Origin of the sequence: Actinomarinicola tropica, assembly GCF_009650215.1 — a bacterium.
GTDB classification, from domain to species: Bacteria; Actinomycetota; Acidimicrobiia; order Acidimicrobiales; family SKKL01; genus Actinomarinicola; species Actinomarinicola tropica.
Genome location: NZ_CP045851.1, coordinates 1,078,471 through 1,094,017 on the forward strand (window position 1 = coordinate 1,078,471; position 15,547 = coordinate 1,094,017).

17 protein-coding genes and 1 pseudogene are annotated in these 15,547 nt (G+C 71.4%); 16 read left to right on the forward strand and 2 right to left on the reverse strand.

Annotation, left to right across the window (positions count from 1 at the left end):
* Nucleotides 1-23 precede the first annotated feature (23 nt).
* The 3 genes from prfA to GH723_RS05425 are packed head-to-tail and all read left to right on the forward strand — an operon-like array spanning nt 24 to nt 2,443.
* Nucleotides 24-1,088 carry a peptide chain release factor 1 gene (gene prfA, locus GH723_RS05415; protein WP_153758694.1) on the forward strand — a complete coding sequence of 355 codons (1,065 nt, stop codon included), beginning with the start codon at nt 24-26 and terminating at the stop codon, nt 1,086-1,088.
* Nucleotides 1,081-1,977: a peptide chain release factor N(5)-glutamine methyltransferase gene (prmC, locus tag GH723_RS05420; RefSeq protein WP_153758695.1), complete on the forward strand. Its 897-nt coding sequence runs from the start codon at nt 1,081-1,083 to the stop codon at nt 1,975-1,977. The genes prfA and prmC overlap by 8 nt, the downstream gene beginning before the upstream one ends.
* Before the next feature lie 13 nt (nt 1,978-1,990).
* Nucleotides 1,991-2,443 (forward strand): Crp/Fnr family transcriptional regulator, encoded by a 453-nt coding sequence (locus tag GH723_RS05425; RefSeq protein ID WP_153758696.1) that lies wholly within the window; start codon nt 1,991-1,993, stop codon nt 2,441-2,443.
* Between the two features lie 3 nt (nt 2,444-2,446).
* Here GH723_RS05425 and GH723_RS05430 read toward each other — a convergent pair whose 3' ends face one another.
* Complete coding sequence (locus GH723_RS05430) at nt 2,447-3,943, reverse strand: acetyl-CoA acetyltransferase (RefSeq protein ID WP_153758697.1); 1,497 nt, start codon at nt 3,941-3,943, stop codon at nt 2,447-2,449.
* Nucleotides 3,944-3,989: 46 nt separating this feature from the next.
* On the opposite strand from GH723_RS05430, the gene rpiB reads away from it, so the two are divergent.
* From rpiB to atpC, 13 genes and pseudogenes are all read left to right on the forward strand, one after another.
* On the forward strand, nt 3,990-4,469 hold the full coding sequence (gene rpiB / locus GH723_RS05435) for a ribose 5-phosphate isomerase B (RefSeq protein WP_229023090.1): 480 nt from the start codon (nt 3,990-3,992) through the stop codon (nt 4,467-4,469).
* On the forward strand, nt 4,469-5,716 hold the full coding sequence (locus GH723_RS05440) for a serine hydroxymethyltransferase (protein ID WP_153758699.1): 1,248 nt from the start codon (nt 4,469-4,471) through the stop codon (nt 5,714-5,716). Before rpiB ends, GH723_RS05440 begins: the two co-directional genes overlap by 1 nt.
* A 16-nt stretch (nt 5,717-5,732) precedes the next feature.
* Nucleotides 5,733-6,905 carry a glycosyltransferase family 4 protein gene (locus tag GH723_RS05445; RefSeq protein ID WP_153758700.1) on the forward strand — a complete coding sequence of 391 codons (1,173 nt, stop codon included), beginning with the start codon at nt 5,733-5,735 and terminating at the stop codon, nt 6,903-6,905.
* A 129-nt stretch (nt 6,906-7,034) separates the two neighbouring features.
* Complete coding sequence (locus GH723_RS05450; protein ID WP_195210556.1) at nt 7,035-7,340, forward strand: AtpZ/AtpI family protein; 306 nt, start codon at nt 7,035-7,037, stop codon at nt 7,338-7,340.
* The gene (locus tag GH723_RS05455) at nt 7,337-7,792 is read left to right on the forward strand and encodes an ATP synthase subunit I (RefSeq protein WP_153758702.1); all 456 of its coding nucleotides are present in this window, start codon (nt 7,337-7,339) and stop codon (nt 7,790-7,792) included. Before GH723_RS05450 ends, GH723_RS05455 begins: the two co-directional genes overlap by 4 nt.
* A gap of 8 nt (nt 7,793-7,800) precedes the next feature.
* Nucleotides 7,801-8,565 (forward strand): F0F1 ATP synthase subunit A, encoded by a 765-nt coding sequence (gene atpB, locus GH723_RS05460; protein ID WP_229023092.1) that lies wholly within the window; start codon nt 7,801-7,803, stop codon nt 8,563-8,565.
* 80 nt (nt 8,566-8,645) lie between these two features.
* Nucleotides 8,646-8,912, forward strand: coding sequence for an ATP synthase F0 subunit C (gene atpE, locus GH723_RS05465; RefSeq protein ID WP_153758704.1), 267 nt, complete (start codon nt 8,646-8,648; stop codon nt 8,910-8,912).
* Between the two features lie 10 nt (nt 8,913-8,922).
* Nucleotides 8,923-9,621, forward strand: coding sequence for a F0F1 ATP synthase subunit B (gene atpF / locus GH723_RS05470; protein ID WP_153758705.1), 699 nt, complete (start codon nt 8,923-8,925; stop codon nt 9,619-9,621).
* A gap of 37 nt (nt 9,622-9,658) precedes the next feature.
* Nucleotides 9,659-10,186, forward strand: a complete 528-nt coding sequence (gene atpH / locus GH723_RS05475; RefSeq protein WP_153758706.1) for an ATP synthase F1 subunit delta — start codon at nt 9,659-9,661, stop codon at nt 10,184-10,186.
* A gap of 27 nt (nt 10,187-10,213) precedes the next feature.
* Nucleotides 10,214-11,851: a F0F1 ATP synthase subunit alpha gene (atpA, locus tag GH723_RS05480; protein ID WP_153758707.1), complete on the forward strand. Its 1,638-nt coding sequence runs from the start codon at nt 10,214-10,216 to the stop codon at nt 11,849-11,851.
* Nucleotides 11,851-12,720 (forward strand): annotated as a pseudogene (locus GH723_RS05485) (F0F1 ATP synthase subunit gamma); the annotation flags it as partial. The gene atpA and the pseudogene GH723_RS05485, both read left to right, overlap by 1 nt.
* Nucleotides 12,721-12,837: 117 nt before the next feature.
* Nucleotides 12,838-14,274, forward strand: coding sequence for a F0F1 ATP synthase subunit beta (gene atpD / locus GH723_RS05490; protein ID WP_153758709.1), 1,437 nt, complete (start codon nt 12,838-12,840; stop codon nt 14,272-14,274).
* Between the two features lies 1 nt (nt 14,275).
* The gene (gene atpC / locus GH723_RS05495) at nt 14,276-14,662 is read left to right on the forward strand and encodes an ATP synthase F1 subunit epsilon (RefSeq protein ID WP_195210558.1); all 387 of its coding nucleotides are present in this window, start codon (nt 14,276-14,278) and stop codon (nt 14,660-14,662) included.
* A 10-nt stretch (nt 14,663-14,672) separates the two neighbouring features.
* Here atpC and GH723_RS05500 read toward each other — a convergent pair whose 3' ends face one another.
* A complete protein-coding gene (locus tag GH723_RS05500) occupies nt 14,673-15,509 on the reverse strand; it encodes a PPK2 family polyphosphate kinase (protein WP_153758711.1) in 837 nt (278 codons plus the stop codon).
* Between the last annotated feature and the right edge of the window lie 38 nt (nt 15,510-15,547).

Here is a 15,547-nt window from a genome sequence, read left to right on the forward strand (position 1 = left end):
GGCACCACGGGTAGATTCGACACGTGCTCGACCGACTGGAGTCGCTGGAGAGGGAGTTCGACGACGTCGAGGCGCGGCTCGCCGACCCGGCGGTCATCGCCGACCAGTCGACCTACTCCGAGGTCGCCAAGCGCTACCGCGAGCTCGATGCCATCGTCAGCCGCTCCCGGCAGCTCCGTGGGCTCACCGAGGACCTCGACGTGGCGCGCGAGATGCTGCGCGACGCCGCCGGCGACGACCGCGACGAGATGCGGGCCGAGGTCGAGGCCACCGAGGCGGACATCGAGCGCCTCACCGAGGAGCTGCGGGCGCTGATGCTGCCGAAGGACCCGAACGACGACAAGAACGTCATCGTCGAGATCCGTGGCGCCGAGGGCGGCGAGGAGGCCAACCTCTTCGCCCGCGACCTGTTCGAGATGTACCAGGCCTACGCCGGCCGGATGGGTTGGAAGAGCGAGGTCCTCGGCACCGACCCGTCGGACATGGGCGGGTTCAACGAGGTCACGTTCCTCGTGCGGGGCGAGGGCGTCTGGAGCCGCCTGCACCACGAGGGCGGCGTCCACCGCGTGCAGCGGGTGCCGGTCACCGAGTCCCAGGGGCGCATCCACACCTCGTCGGCCACCGTCACGGTGCTGCCCGAGGCCGCCGAGGTCGAGGTCGACATCGACCCGAACGACCTGCAGGTCGACGTCTACCGCTCGTCGGGCCCTGGCGGGCAGTCGGTGAACACCACCGACTCCGCGGTGCGCATCACGCACAAGCCGACGGGGCTCGTCGTGTCGATGCAGGACGAGAAGAGCCAGATCCAGAACCGGGCCAAGGCGCTCCAGGTGCTGCGGTCCCGGCTGCTGAAGCTCGAGCAGGATCGCCAGGCCGCCGAGCTGTCCGACCAGCGCCGGGGTCAGGTCGGGGGTGGAGGCCGGTCCGAGAAGATCCGGACGTACAACTTCAAGGAGAACCGGCTCACGGACCACCGGATCAACCTCACGCTCTACAAGCTCGACAAGGTGCTCGCCGGCGAGCTCGAGGACGTGATCGACGCCCTCGTCGCCGAGGAGCGGACCCGCCGCCTCGCCGAGGATGGCTGACCCGACCGACGGCACCGTCCCCTGGCGGGTGTTCCTCGCCGAGGCCGAGCGGCGCCTCGCCGCCGCCGGGCTGCCGTCACCGGAGGTCGACGCTCGCCGCATCGTCGAGCGGGCGACGGGGACCCACGGCGCCGAGCTGGTGCTGGTGCTCGACGACCCGGCCACCGAGCGGGGCGTGGGCTTCTTCGACCTGATGGTGGCGCGGCGGGAGGCCGGGGAGCCCCTCCAGTACGTGCTCGGCGCGTGGGGCTTCCGCGAGCTCGACCTCTTCGTCGACCGCCGCGTGCTCATCCCGCGCCCGGAGACCGAGGAGGTCGTGGAGCAGGCCCTCCGCGAGCTCGACCTCGTCGTCGCGGCACGCCCGGGGGAGCGACCGCAGGTGGTCGACCTCGGCACGGGGTCCGGGGCGATCGCGCTCTCGATCGCCGTCGAGCGCGACACCGTCGACGTGTGGGCGGTCGAGCGCAGCGCCGACGCCGCCGCGGTCGCACGTGCCAACCTCGCCGGGATCGGTCGGGCGGCCACCCGGGTGCGCATCGTCGAGGGCAGCTGGTTCGAGCCGCTGCCGCCCGAGCTGCACGGCCGGTGCAGCCTCGTCGTCTCCAACCCGCCCTACGTCGCGCCGGCCGATCCGCTGCCGCCGGAGGTCGCCGACTGGGAGCCCCGCGAGGCGCTCGTGCCGGGTCCGACCGGCTTCGAGGCCATCGACGAGATCGTCCACGCCGCCGTCGGGTGGCTCGTGCCCGGGGGCGCCCTCGTCGTCGAGCTCGCACCCGGCCAGGGGGAGGACGCGGTGGCCGCGGCATGGGACGCGGGGTTCGTCCACGCCGAGACCCGGCCGGACCTCACCGGGCGCACGCGGATGCTGGTGGGCCGCACGAGCCGCTGATCTACAGTGCACGGTGCCGGCCACGAGGGTCGGCGTCGACACACGGGGGCAGCAGATGTTCGGTCGGAAGGCGAAGGCGGACGCAGAGTGGCTCGCGGGGGTCTCGTTCTTCGACGGCTTCACCCAGGACGAGCTCGAGCGCGTCGCGGCGCTCGCCCGGGAGGTCGACGCCGCACCCGGTGCCGAGCTCACCGAGCAGGGCCGCGTCGGTGACGTCTGCTACGTGATCGTCGAGGGCACCGCCGGCGTCTACGCCAGCGGCGAGCACATCGCGTCGCTCAGCGAGGGCTCGATGGTCGGCGAGATGGCCCTCATCGACCACGCCCCCCGCAACGCCACCGTCGTCGCCGAGACCGAGATGGTCCTCGCGGCGTTCGACCCGAGGTCGTTCCACCAGCTCCTCGACGAGATGCCGAAGGCCAAGGAGCGGGTGTTCGCCACCCTGAACGCCCGCCTCAACCGGTAGCGGTCAGCGCAGCGCGAGGGTCCCGCCGGCCACCCGGCCGGCGCGACCGCAGGCCTCCGAGTCGACGAACGTCGCCATCAGCGCGGCGTCGGACGACGTGGCCCAGGTGCGGCGGCCGTCGGGCAGGAGGCACGCCGCGATCGCCTGGGTCGGCTCGCCGTCGCGCCCGTGCATCACGGTGTAGGCCTCGACGGTGACCTCGCCCTCGTGCTCGACGACGGCGTCGCGCCCCGGCTCGGCGTCGACCGCGTCCTGCGGGCGGTCGTGGCGGAAGCCGCCTGCTGGCGGCTCCGTCGAGTAGAGCCCGAACGCGTGCTTCGAGATGAGCCCGCCGTTGGCGGTGACCAGGCCGAGCGAGCCGGGGTCCTCGCGCAGGACGCCGACCATCGCGGCGATGGAGTGGGTGACGTAGTCGTTCCACGGTCCCCCTGCGAACGTGAGGCCGCCGGTGACGGTCAGCTGGCGGTCGAGGCCGATGCCGAGCTCGTCGGCGGCGATCTGCACCGCAGAGGGGAAGCAGGAGTACAGGTCGAGGTGGGCGACGTCGTCGACGTCGACGCCCGCCAGCTCGAGGCAGCGGCGACCCCCGACGCGGATGGCGGGGGAGCGGTGCAGGTCGCGCCGGCGCGAGACGAGCGCCTCGGCGGTGTCGGTGCCCGCCAGCGGGAAGACCCAGCGATCCCGGGGCACGCCGAGCGACTCGGCCCGCTCCACCGAGCAGAGGACGACCGCGGCGGACTGGTCGACCCGGTCGTTCGACACCAGCCACTTCGTGTACGGGTACCCGATCCAGCGGTTGTCGGGCCCCGGCGTGGCGATCTCGGCCGCGGTGAACCGGTGCCGGACCGCGGCGTAGGGGTTCGTGGCCGCCACGTCGGAGAAGCGGGCCCACAGCGCGGCGATGCGATCGAGGTGCTCGGCCGGCTCGTGCCCGGCCGCCGACCGGAGCGCGGTCTCGAAGATCGGGTAGACCTGCACCGGCATCGCGATCCCGTGGGCGAGCTCGGCGGGGTGGCTCATGTCGAGGTCGTCGCCGGTGGCGCGCGCCGGCGCCTGGTCGGGGTCGACCGGCGTCCAGTCGAGCTCGACGCCGGACCGCCGCGCCGCCTGGCGGGTGCGCCACGGCTCGGCGCCGGTGACGACGACGGTGTCGGCCCGTCCCGCGGCGATGTCGAGCGCCGCCGACGAGACGAGGCTCTGGGGGCTGTTGCCGCCCATGGGGGAGAGGGCGGTGTCGGCGGGGTGGATCCCGAGGCGGTCGGCGACGAGTCGCCCGGGGTCCGGGTGGCGGGCCGAGAGGATGCTGACGACGCGGATCGACTCGATCGATGCGACCAGCCGGTCGCAGGCGGCGTCGGTGCCCGCCCGCCGGATCGCCTCGGCCATCAGCTCGAGCGGATCCGAGGCCGACGGCGGTGACTCCTGGTTCGACAGGTCGACCTGCCCGACGCCGACGATGACGGGGGTCCGGGGGTCGAGGCCAGCGTGCGGGGCGGTCATGGGCGGCGATCGTAGGGGGTGGTGCCCCGTCACTAGGATCCCCACGGTGACCGACCTGCCGTCGACCTCCGCCGCACCTCCCGTCCGCCGCGTCGCCATCGGCGCCGACCACGCCGGGTTCCTGCTGAAGCAGCACCTCGTGGCCACGCTCCGGTCCCTCGAGATCGAGGTCACCGACCTCGGGACGGACAGCGAGGAGTCGGTCGACTACCCGCCGATCTGCGCCGCCGTGGGCCGCGAGGTCGCCGAGGGGCGCGCCGACCGGGGCATCGTGCTCGGCGGCAGCGGCCAGGGGGAGCAGATCGCCGCCAACAAGGTGAGGGGGATCCGCGCCGCCCTGTGCAACGATCTGTTCACCGCCCGGCTCTCGCGCGAGCACAACGACGCCAACGTCCTGTCCATGGGCGGGCGCATCGTGGCGTTCGGCCTGGCCGACGAGATCCTGAAGGTCTGGCTGTCGACGCCCTACGAGGGCGGCCGCCACCAGCGCCGCATCGACCAGATCGCCGCCATCGAGGAGCCCTGATGCCCTGGCCGTCCGACACCGACCCCGACGCCGAGCTGCAGGCGATCCTCGACCGCGAGCTCGAGCGGCAGAACACCACGATCCAGCTCATCGCCTCGGAGAACTTCACGTCCCCGGCGGTCATCGCCGCCACCGGCTCGGTCCTCACGAACAAGTACAGCGAGGGCTACCCGGGCAAGCGCTACTACGGCGGCAACGCCGTGGTCGACGAGGCCGAGGACCTCGCCCGTCGGCGGGTGTGCGACCTCTTCGGCGCCGAGCACGCCAACGTGCAGCCCCACTCGGGTGCCAACGCCAACCTCGCCGTCTACCTGGCGTTCCTCGAGGCCGGCGACACCGTCCTCGGCATGAGCCTCGACCACGGCGGCCACCTCACCCACGGCTCGCCGGTGAACATCAGCGGCCGCATGTACGACTTCGTGCCCTACGGGGTCACCGAGTCCGACGAGCGCCTCGACTACGACCGCATCCGCGACCTCGCCGTCGAGCACCGCCCGAAGATGATCGTCGCCGGCGCCACCGCGTACCCGCGCGTCATCGAGCCCGAGCCGCTCCGCGCCATCGCCGACGAGGTCGGCGCCCTGCTGATGTTCGATGCCGCCCACATCGCGGGTCTCATCGCCGGCGGCGCCCACCCGAACCCCGTGCCGCACGCCGACGTCGTCACGTTCACCACGCACAAGACCCTCCGCGGCCCCCGGGGCGGGTGCATCCTCACCCGGTCCGAGCACGCCGCCGCCATCGACAAGGCGGTCTTCCCCGGGCTCCAGGGCGGCCCGCTCGAGCACGTCATCGCCGCCAAGGCCGTGGCCTTCCGCGAGGCCGCCGACCCGTCGTTCCGCACCTACGCGGCCCAGATCGTCGCCAACGCCCAGGCGCTCGCCCAGGCGCTGGGCCAGCAGGGGTTCCGCCTCGTCTCCGGCGGCACGGACAACCACCTGATGCTCGTCGACCTGCGGCCCTTCGACGCCGACCTCACCGGCAAGGCGGCCCAGGAGGTCCTCGACCGGGCCGGGATCACCCTGAACCGCAACGCCATCCCCGACGACCCCCGCTCGCCGTTCGTCACGAGCGGCCTGCGCATCGGGACGCCGGCGGTCACCACCCAGGGCATGACCGAGACGGAGATGCCGCTCGTCGCCGACCTCATCGCGCGTGCCCTGCGCCACCGCGACGACGACGCCGAGCTGTCGGCGGTCCGCGACGAGGTCACGACCCTCTGCGCCAAGTTCACCCCCTACCGCTGACCCGACGGGCACGGCCGTGACGGGGTGGGGGCCCTACGGCGTCGTCCTGGCGGCGACCGCGCTGACCACGCTCGTCGCGACGGGGGTGTGGCGGTGGTTCGCCGTCCGGCGGCGACTCGTCGTCCCCCCGGACGAGCGCAAGGTGCACGCGGTGCCGACGGCCACCCTCGGCGGGATCGGCATGCTCGTCGGTTTCGGCGTCGGGCTGCTGGTGGCGTGGGGGACCGGCGACTTCGCCGAGGTCTTCGGCGCGAGCACCGAGCCCCTCGGCGTCGCCCTCGCCGTGGTCGTCATCCACGGCGTCGGGGCCATCGACGAGGTGCGCAAGTCGATGGGGAGCCCGAGCTACCTGCACGACGGGCTGTCGGCGCCGGCGAAGATGGCGGGGATGGTGCTGGCGGGCAGCATCCTGTCGATCGCCGGCGTCACCGTCCTGCACTTCCGCGTGCCGTTCGGCGAGTCGCTCGGCTTCGGCGACCTGCTCGTGCTGTCACCGGACCTCTCGGCGCTCGTGACCGTGCTGTGGGTCCTCGGGATGGCCAACGCCATCAACTTCATCGACGGCCTGGACGGACTCGCCGCCGGCATCGTCGCCATCGCCTCGGGGGCGTTCTTCCTCTACGCCGACCTGCTGTCCGACGAGGGGCTGATCGACGGCACGAACATCGGGCCGCTGCTGGCCGTGATCGTCCTCGGGATGTGCGTCGGCTTCCTGCCGTGGAACGTGCACCCGGCGAAGATCTTCATGGGCGACAACGGCGCGCTGATGCTCGGCCTGCTGATGGCGGCGGCCACGATCTCGGTGGGCGGGCGCAGCTCCGACCCGTTCTCGGGCCAGACGTTCTTCTTCTACGCACCGCTGTTCATTCCCCTCGTCATCCTCGGGGTGCCGATCGTCGACACCGCGGCGTCGATCATCCGGCGGGCCCTGCGGGGGAGCAGCCCGGCGGCGGCCGACAAGGACCACCTGCACCACCGCCTGATGCGCCTGGGGCACGGCCAGTGGCGCAGCGTCGTCATCCTGTGGCTGTGGACCGCGCTGCTCTCGGGCGTCGTGCTCTACCCGGCCTACACCGGCGAGGGCAACGCCGTGGTCCCCTTCGGCGTGGCCGCGCTCGGGCTCGCCCTGTACACGCTCTTCCACCCGGGTGTGCGGGCGGCACGGGCAGCCGCGGCCGACGATGACTAGAGTCGCCGGGTCGATCGGACCGGACGTCCATTCCCTGCGACGGATTTGCACGGTCGCCGGGGGCATCCGTAGATTGCGCAATCGTTCACAAGCGTGCCGCCACGGTGCGCGCCGAGCAGAGGGCCTTTCGTGGAGCTTTCGCAGCGCAGCGAACCGACCAACAACTACGGCGACGGCCTGTCCATCGCGTTCGAGCTCGTCGGCACGCCCGCGATCGTCGGCCTCCTCGGCTTCGGCCTCGACCGGTGGCTCGGCACCACGCCGATCTTCACGATCGTGCTCACCCTCGTCGCCCTGGCCACCGTGGCCGGCCTGACGATCTGGCGCTACAACGCCGAGATCCGCCGGGCCGACGCCGCCCGCCGAGCCGCCCGCGCCGAGCGCGGTCCCGCCCCCGCCCGCTGGGAGCGGCGGGCCACCGGAGCCGCCTCGTGACCACGACGGTCACCACGCGGTTCGACGAGACCGCGCCCGAGGCGGAGATCGCCCGAGACCTCGCCCGCCGGGGCCTCTGGGTCGCTCCCGCCCTCGTCGCCCTCGGCGCCCTCGGCTGGGGCGTCGACGGTGCGCTGTCGGTGGCCTTCGGCGTCGCCGTCGTCATCGGCAACTTCCTGCTCTCGGCGGCCATGCTCACCTACGCCGGCCGGATCTCGCTCGCCTTCGTCATGGGCGCCGCGCTCTTCGGCTACCTCGTGCGCCTCGGCCTCGTCGCCGCCGCGGTCCTCCTCGTGAAGGACCTCGGCTGGGTCGAGATCGTCCCGCTCGCCCTGACCCTCGCCATCACCCACCTCGGTCTCCTCTTCTGGGAGACCCGCTACGTCTCGGCGTCGCTGGCGTACCCGGCCCTCAAGCCCAAGCCCAGCGGTCCCTCGACCACCAAGGAGTGACCTCGCCCGTGTTCGGTGTCGCGTTCCCCCCGATCAGCCACCTCTTCGAATGGCCCGAGCTCCTCTTCGAGGGCACCCCGCTCGCGGTCAACAAGGTCACCCTCATCAACATCGGGGCGGTCGTCCTCATCCTCGGCTTCTTCTTCATCGCGGGTCGGAAGAAGGCGCTGGTCCCGACCGGCGCCCAGAACCTCGCCGAGTCCACGGTCGACTTCGTGCGCAACGGCGTCATCCTCCAGACGATGGGCCCGTCGGGCCTCACCTGGACGCCGTTCTTCCTCTTCCTGTTCCTCTTCATCTTCATCAACAACATCGTGAAGGTGATCCCGCCGATCCTCATGCCGGCCACCGGCCGCATGGCGACGCCGCTGTTCCTCGCGCTCGTCGTCTACGTGACCTGGATCTACCAGGGCATCAAGCACCAGGGCCTCGGCGGCTTCCTCAAGTCGTCGATGTTCCCGCCGGGGCTGCCCAAGGCGCTCTACCTGCTGGTGACCCCGATCGAGGCCATCTCGACGTTCCTCATCCGGCCCTTCAGCCACGCGGTGCGACTCTTCGCCAACATGATGGCCGGCCACATCCTGCTCGCCACCTTCGCCGTCCTGTCGGCGTCGCTGTGGGTGGGGCAGTGGTACGCCGTCTTCCTGCCGTTCCCCTTCGCCATGCTCCTCGGGGTGTGGCTGTTCGAGGCGCTGGCCTCGTTCCTGCAGGCCTACATCTTCGTCGTCCTCACCGGCGTCTACATCGGCGGCTCGATCCACCCCGAGCACTGATCCGCCGAGAGCACTGATCCGCCGGATCACCCTTCTCCGTACCAGGCAGCACCCCACACACCCAGGAGACCAACACCACCATGTTGTCCGTTCTTGCCCAGGAAGCGGCCTACAACGCCGACTACATCGCCGGTCAGGAGGCCCTCTTCTCCGGTGTGGCCTACGGCCTCGCCGCCATCGGCCCCGGCATCGGCATCGGCTACCTCGTCGGCCAGGCCGTCCAGGCCATGGCCCGTCAGCCCGAGATGGCCGGCCAGGTCCGCACCACGATGTTCCTCGGCATCGCGTTCGCCGAGGCGCTCGCCCTCATCGGCTTCGTGGTCTTCATCCTCCTCAAGTTCGCCTAGGAGATCGATCGTGCGCATCCGTACCGCCCTTGCGGCGGTCCTGCTGCTCGTCGTCGCGACCCTCGGGTTCGCGTCGCCGGCCGGGGCCGCTGAGAGCATCGGGTCCTGTGTCGCCGAGGTCGCCGCCGAGGTCAACGCCCTCATGGAGGAGGGGATGTCGGAGTACGACGCCCTCCAGGAGGTCGAAGGCCAGGCCGAAGGCTGCGTCGAGGCGCCGAACCCGGTCCTGCCCGAGCTCAACGAGCTCATCTGGATCGGCATCGCCTTCATCGTGCTGCTCGCCCTCGGCATGAAGTTCGCGTACCCGGCCGTCGCCTCGGCGATGGAGGCCCGCTCGGAGAAGATCCGCAGCGACCTCGAGGCCGCCGAGCGGACCCGGCTCGACGCCGAGGCCGAGGCCGAGAAGTACCGCGCCTCGCTCGGTGACGCCCAGGCCGAGTCCGCCCGGATCCTCGACGAGGCCCGCACGTCGGCCGAGTCGGTCCGCGCCGAGCGCCTCGCCGCCGCGGAGTCCGAGGCCGCCGAGATCAAGGCCAAGGCCGTCGCCGACGCCGAGCAGATCAAGGCCCAGGCCCTCGCCGACCTGCGGTCGGAGGTCGTCGCCCTCGCGGTCGGCGCCGCCGAGCAGGTCGTCCAGCGCAACCTCGACGCCGCGGCCCAGGCCGAGCTCATCGAGAACTACATCAACCAGGTCGGGTCCCAGAACTGATGTCGCAGTTCGGATCGACCGCCGACGGGAGGAAGTGATGGTCGGAGACCACGCCAAGGCCTACGCCGAGGCTCTCTTCGCCGTGACCCGCGTGGAGGACAACCACGACCGGGTCGAGGACGAGCTGTTCCGGTTCGCGCGGGCCCTCGAGGGCTCCGAGGAGCTCCAGGCCTCGCTCGCGGACCCGAGCACCCCGGCCGCGCGCCGCCAGCAGATCGTCGAGGACCTCCTCGGCTCGGCGGCCGACCGCACCACCGTCGGGATCGTGTCGCTGCTCGTCAGCACCGGTCGATCCAAGGACATCCCCCAGATCGTCGACGCCTTCGTCGAGCGGGTCGCTCAGCAGAGCGGACGCCGGGTCGCCACGGTGCGATCCGCGGTCGAGCTCACACCCGATCAGCAGCAGCGGCTGGCGGCCGCCCTGCGCAGCTCCGTCGGCTCCGACGTCACGATCAAGGTCATCGTCGATCCCAGCGTCCTGGGCGGGATCGTCACCGAGATCGGCGACACGGTCATCGACGGCAGCGTCCGGCGCCGCCTCCACCAGCTGCGCGAAGCATTCTGAGCCCGCACAGGAGATCTGCGAGATCCAATGGCTGACCTGAACATCAACACCAGCGACATCGCCGCCGCCCTGCGGGCCAACCTCGAGGGCTTCAAGCCCTCGCTCGAGGCCACCCAGGTCGGGCGCATCCTCGAGGTGGGCGACGGCATCGCCCGCGTCGCGGGCCTCCCGGGCGCCGCCGTGAACGAGCTCCTCGAGTTCGAGAACGGCTCGGTCGGACTGGCCCTGAACCTCGACGAGGACTCGATCGGCGCCGTGGTGCTCGGCGAGGTCGACGAGATCGAGGAGGGCCAGACGGTCCGCGCCACCGGCGACATCCTCTCGGTGCCCGTCGGCGACGGCCTCCTCGGCCGCGTCGTCAACGCCCTCGGCGAGCCGATCGACGGCAAGGGCCCGCTCACCAACGTGCAGACCCGGCGCATGGAGGTGCAGGCCCCCGGCATCATGGGCCGCAAGCCCGTGCACGAGCCGCTCCAGACCGGCATCAAGGCCATCGACGCCATGATCCCGATCGGCCGGGGCCAGCGCGAGCTCATCATCGGCGACCGCAAGACGGGCAAGACCGCCGTCGCGATCGACACGATCATCAACCAGAAGGGCCTGGGGGTGAACTGCGTCTACGTGGCCATCGGCCAGAAGGCGTCCACCGTCGCCCAGACCGTCGCCACCCTCGAGCAGCACGGCGCCATGGAGTACACCGTAGTCGTCGTCGCCCCGGCGTCGGACCCCGCCCCGTTCAAGTACCTGGCCCCCTACGCGGGGTGCGCCATGGGCCAGCACTGGATGGACAACTCGGGTCACGCCCTCGCGGTGTACGACGACCTGTCGAAGCAGGCCGAGGCCTACCGCCAGATGTCGCTGCTGCTGCGCCGCCCGCCGGGCCGCGAGGCCTACCCGGGCGACGTGTTCTACCTCCACAGCCGGCTCCTCGAGCGGGCCGCCAAGCTCTCCGACGAGCTCGGCGCCGGCTCCCTCACCGCCCTCCCGGTCATCGAGACCAAGGCCGGCGACATCTCCGCCTACATCCCCACCAACGTGATCTCGATCACCGACGGGCAGATCTTCCTCGAGGACGACCTGTTCAAGTCGGGCGTCCGCCCGGCGATCAACGTCGGCCAGTCCGTGTCCCGGGTGGGCGGCTCGGCCCAGATCAAGGCCATGAAGACCGCCGTGGGCACGATGAAGGGCGACCTCGCCCAGTTCCGTGAGCTGGAGGCGTTCGCCTCGCTCGGCTCCGAGCTCGACGCCGTGTCCCAGGCCCAGCTCGACCGTGGCTACCGCCTCACCGAGCTGCTGAAGCAGGGCCTCAACTCGCCGATGCCGGTCGAGGAGCAGATCGTCTCGATCTACGCCGGCACCCGTGGCTACCTCGACCCCGTCCCGGTCGAGGACGTCCGCCGCTTCGAGGCCGAGCTCATCGAGTGGTTCCGCACCCGCCACGGCGACATCCTCTCCGCTGTGCGCGGCCAGGGGAACCTCCCTGACGAGGACGCCTTCGTGGCGGCCATCGAGGCCTTCGCCGCCCAGTTCCGCCCGACCGAGGGCGTGCCGGGCTCCGAGCCCGACGCCGAGGACGTCGGCGAGGCCGAGAGCCGCCTCGCCGGGGGACGCCGTGAGGGCATCCTCCCCGAGGAGGAGACCAGCCGCGAGGGTGACGCCGAGTAATGGCCGGCGGTCAGGAACGCCTCCTCCGGCGCCGCATCAACTCGGTCCAGTCGACCAAGAAGATCACGCGCGCCATGGAGCTGATCGCGGCGACGCGCGTCGCCAAGGCGCAGCAGCGCGCCCAGGAGGCGCGCCCCTACGCCGAGCAGATCACCGGCGTCATCCAGGACCTCGCCGAGGGCGGCGCGGAGGTCAGCCATCCGCTGCTGAAGAAGGTGGAGGACCCGCAGAAGGTGGCGTTCGTGGTCATCACCTCCGACCGCGGCCTCGCCGGCGCCTACAACAGCTCCGTCATCCGCGCCGCGGAGCGCGAGATCATGGCGCTGCGGTCCGAGGGCAAGGACTACTCGCTCGTCATCATCGGCAAGAAGGCCGAGACGTACTTCCGGTTCCGGAACTACAAGATCGACGCCGTCTACCACAAGATGAGCGACACGCCCCGCTTCGAGGACGCCCGCACGGTGGCCAACAAGGTCGCCGACATGTTCATCGAGGGCGACGTCGACCAGGTCGAGCTCGTGTACACGCGCTTCTTGTCGATGGCCTCCCAGCAGGTCACCGTCCGGCGCTTCCTGCCCCTGCAGACCCGTGAGCGCGACGAGACGAGCGAGGCCCTCGCCGGCTTCGAGCTCGAGCCCTCGCCCGAGGCGGTCCTCACCGCCCTGCTCCCGCGCTACGTCGAGGCTCGCCTCTTCGCCGCCCTGCTCGACGCCGCGGCGTCCGAGCACGCCAACCGGCAGCGAGCGATGAAGGCGGCCACCGACAACGCCGAGGAGCTCATCATCAAGCTGTCGCGGGCCATGAACCGGGCCCGTCAGGACGCCATCACCACCGAGATCATGGAGATCGTCGGCGGTGCCGAGGCGCTGCGTGCCGACAAGGGCGACGAGAGCGACCTCCTGCTCGACCACCTCTTCCCGGCCGAGCTGTTCCCCGACCACCACCCGCAGCACTTCGCACGCTGACCCGTCCAGGAGACTGAGCACATGACCGTCACCGACACCCCCGGGACCAACCTGAAGGACGGGCGCGTGGTCGGCATCGCCGGCCCGGTCGTCGACGTGGAGTTCCCGCCCGACGCCCTGCCCGAGATCAACACCGCCGTGGCCATGGACATCACCGTCGACGGCCAGCCGGTCGAGGTGCGGGCCGAGGTCGCCCAGCAGATCGGCGACAGCCGCGTCCGCGTCATCTGCCTCAAGCCGACCGACGGCCTCGTCCGGGGCACCCCGGTGCGCAACACCGGCGAGGGCATCACCGTGCCGGTCGGCGACGCCGTGCTCGGCCACGTGTTCAACGTCATCGGCCAGCCCCTCGACGTCGACGACATCGGCGAGGTCGCCGACCGCTGGGAGATCCACCGCCCGGCCCCGGACTTCGACACCCTGGAGCCCAAGGCCCAGATGTTCGAGACCGGCATCAAGGTCATCGACCTCCTCACCCCGTACCTCCAGGGCGGCAAGATCGGCCTGTTCGGCGGTGCCGGCGTGGGCAAGACCGTGCTCATCACCGAGATGATCCGCCGCGTGGCCCAGAACCACGGCGGTGTGTCGGTGTTCGCCGGCGTCGGCGAGCGCACCCGTGAGGGCACCGACCTCTTCCTCGAGATGGGCGAGTCCGGCGTGCTCGAGAAGGCCGCCCTCGTGTTCGGCCAGATGGACGAGCCCCCGGGCGTGCGCCTCCGGGTCGCCCTGTCGGCGCTCACCATGGCCGAGTACTTCCGTGACGTGCAGCAGCAGGACGTGCTGCTCTTCGTCGACAACATCTTCCGGTTCGTGCAGGCCGGCTCCGAGGTGTCGACGCTCCTCGGCCGCATGCCCTCCGCCGTGGGCTACCAGCCGACCCTCGCCGACGAGATGGGCGAGCTCCAGGAGCGCATCACCTCGACCCGGGGTCGCTCGATCACCTCGCTGCAGGCCGTGTACGTGCCCGCCGACGACTACACCGACCCGGCGCCGTTCACGTCCTTCACCCACTTCGACGGCACCACCGAGCTGTCCCGCGACATCGCGGCCCTCGGCATCTACCCGGCGGTGGACCCGCTGGCGTCGACGTCGACGATCCTGTCGCCCGAGGTCGTCGGCGACCGCCACTACAACGTGGCCCGCCGGGTGCAGGAGGTCCTCCAGCGGTACAAGGAGCTCCAGGACATCATCGCCATCCTCGGCCTCGACGAGCTCTCCGAGGAGGACCGCATCACGGTCGCCCGGGCCCGCAAGGTGCAGCGCTTCCTGTCGCAGCCGATGTACGTGGCCGAGGTGTTCACCGGCCTCCCCGGCGTCACCACGCCGGTCGACGAGACCGTCGAGTCGTTCGAGATGCTGGTCAACGGCGACCTCGACGACCTGCCCGAGCAGGCCTTCCTCAACGTGGGTGGCGCCGACGACGCCCGGGCCAAGGCCGCCCAGCTGGCCGGGAGCTGACGTGCCGCTGCAGGTCGAGCTCGTCTCCCCCGAGCGCATCCTCTTCTCGGGCGAGGCCCGCGAGGTCGTGGCCCGCACGGCGGGGGGCGACATCGCGTTCCTCGAGGGCCACGTGCCCTTCATCGGCACGCTGCAGATCCACCCGGTCCAGATCCACATGCTCGACGGCACCGTCGAGGAGGTCGCGGTGCACGAGGGCTTCGTCGAGTGCGCTCACGACCGGGTGACGATCCTGTCGGACGTGGCCGAGCTCAAGTCGCAGATCGACGTGGCCCGGGCCGAGGCGGCCCGGGCCCGCGCCGAGGCCAACGCCGAGCAGCTCGACGACGTCGAGCGTGAGGCCGCGCTGCGCCGGGCGCACGTGCGCCTGCAGGTCGCGCAGGGCTGACGCCCGCCCGCTACTCGACCACCAACCCCTCGATGCCCGGTTCGGGGTCGGGCCAGGGCATCTCCAAGCGCTCCAGGGCGTCGACGACGACGCGCCCGACGACGAGGTCGCGGAACCACTTCTGGTCCGACGGCACCACGTACCAGGGCGCGTGCTCGGTGCTCGTGCGGGTGATGGCGTCCTCGTAGGCGGCCATGTACTCGCCCCAGCTCTCCCGCACCCGCAGGTCGTGGTGCTCGAACTTCCAGTGCTTCTTCGGGTTGTCGATGCGCTCCTGGAGGCGCTCGCGCTGCTCGTCGTGGGAGATGTGGAGCATGAACTTCAGGATGATCGTGCCCTCGTCGGCGAGCATCCGCTCGAAGTCGACGATGTGTCCGTAGCGCCGCCGCCAGCGTCCCTCCGGCACGAGGTCGTCGACGCGCACGACCAGGACGTCCTCGTAGTGGCTGCGGTTGAAGATGACGATCTCGCCGTCGGCGGGCGTGTGGCGGTGGACCCGCCACAGGTAGCCGTGGGCCAGCTCCTCCTCGGTCGGACGTCCGAAGCCCTTGACGGCGATGCCGAGGGGGCTGCCGGCGCCGAAGACCCGGCGGGTGGTGCTGTCCTTGCCCGAGGTGTCCATGCCCTGGAGGACCACGAGCACCTTGGCGGCCTTGGTGGCCCACAGCCGCTCCTGGAGGTCCCCGATGCGCTCGCTGAGCTCCTCGTTCAGGGCCTCGGCCGTGGCCTTCGCGTCCTCGTCGTCGGGACCGAGCAGGTCGTCGGCCCGGGTGGGGCGGTCGGCGAGCCCGGGGGCGTCGCCGGGGCTGATGCGGAAGCGGTCCGGGTCGAGCGAGGAGACGTCCATCGTCGCTGTCTACCCGGCCCGAGGTCGTCCACGTCGGG

Bases quoted from the DNA above. Each gene is read 5' to 3' on its own strand.
- GH723_RS05500 (WP_153758711.1), bottom strand. From the start codon at position 15,509: ATGGACGTCTCCTCGCTCGACCCGGACCGCTTCCGCATCAGCCCCGGC.
- GH723_RS05440 (WP_153758699.1), top strand. From the start codon at position 4,469: ATGCCCTGGCCGTCCGACACCGACCCCGACGCCGAGCTGCAGGCGATC.
- prmC (WP_153758695.1), top strand. From the start codon at position 1,081: ATGGCTGACCCGACCGACGGCACCGTCCCCTGGCGGGTGTTCCTCGCC.
- atpD (WP_153758709.1), top strand. From the start codon at position 12,838: ATGACCGTCACCGACACCCCCGGGACCAACCTGAAGGACGGGCGCGTG.
- atpA (WP_153758707.1), top strand. From the start codon at position 10,214: ATGGCTGACCTGAACATCAACACCAGCGACATCGCCGCCGCCCTGCGG.
- GH723_RS05430 (WP_153758697.1), bottom strand. From the start codon at position 3,943: ATGACCGCCCCGCACGCTGGCCTCGACCCCCGGACCCCCGTCATCGTC.
- atpE (WP_153758704.1), top strand. From the start codon at position 8,646: ATGTTGTCCGTTCTTGCCCAGGAAGCGGCCTACAACGCCGACTACATC.
- atpH (WP_153758706.1), top strand. From the start codon at position 9,659: ATGGTCGGAGACCACGCCAAGGCCTACGCCGAGGCTCTCTTCGCCGTG.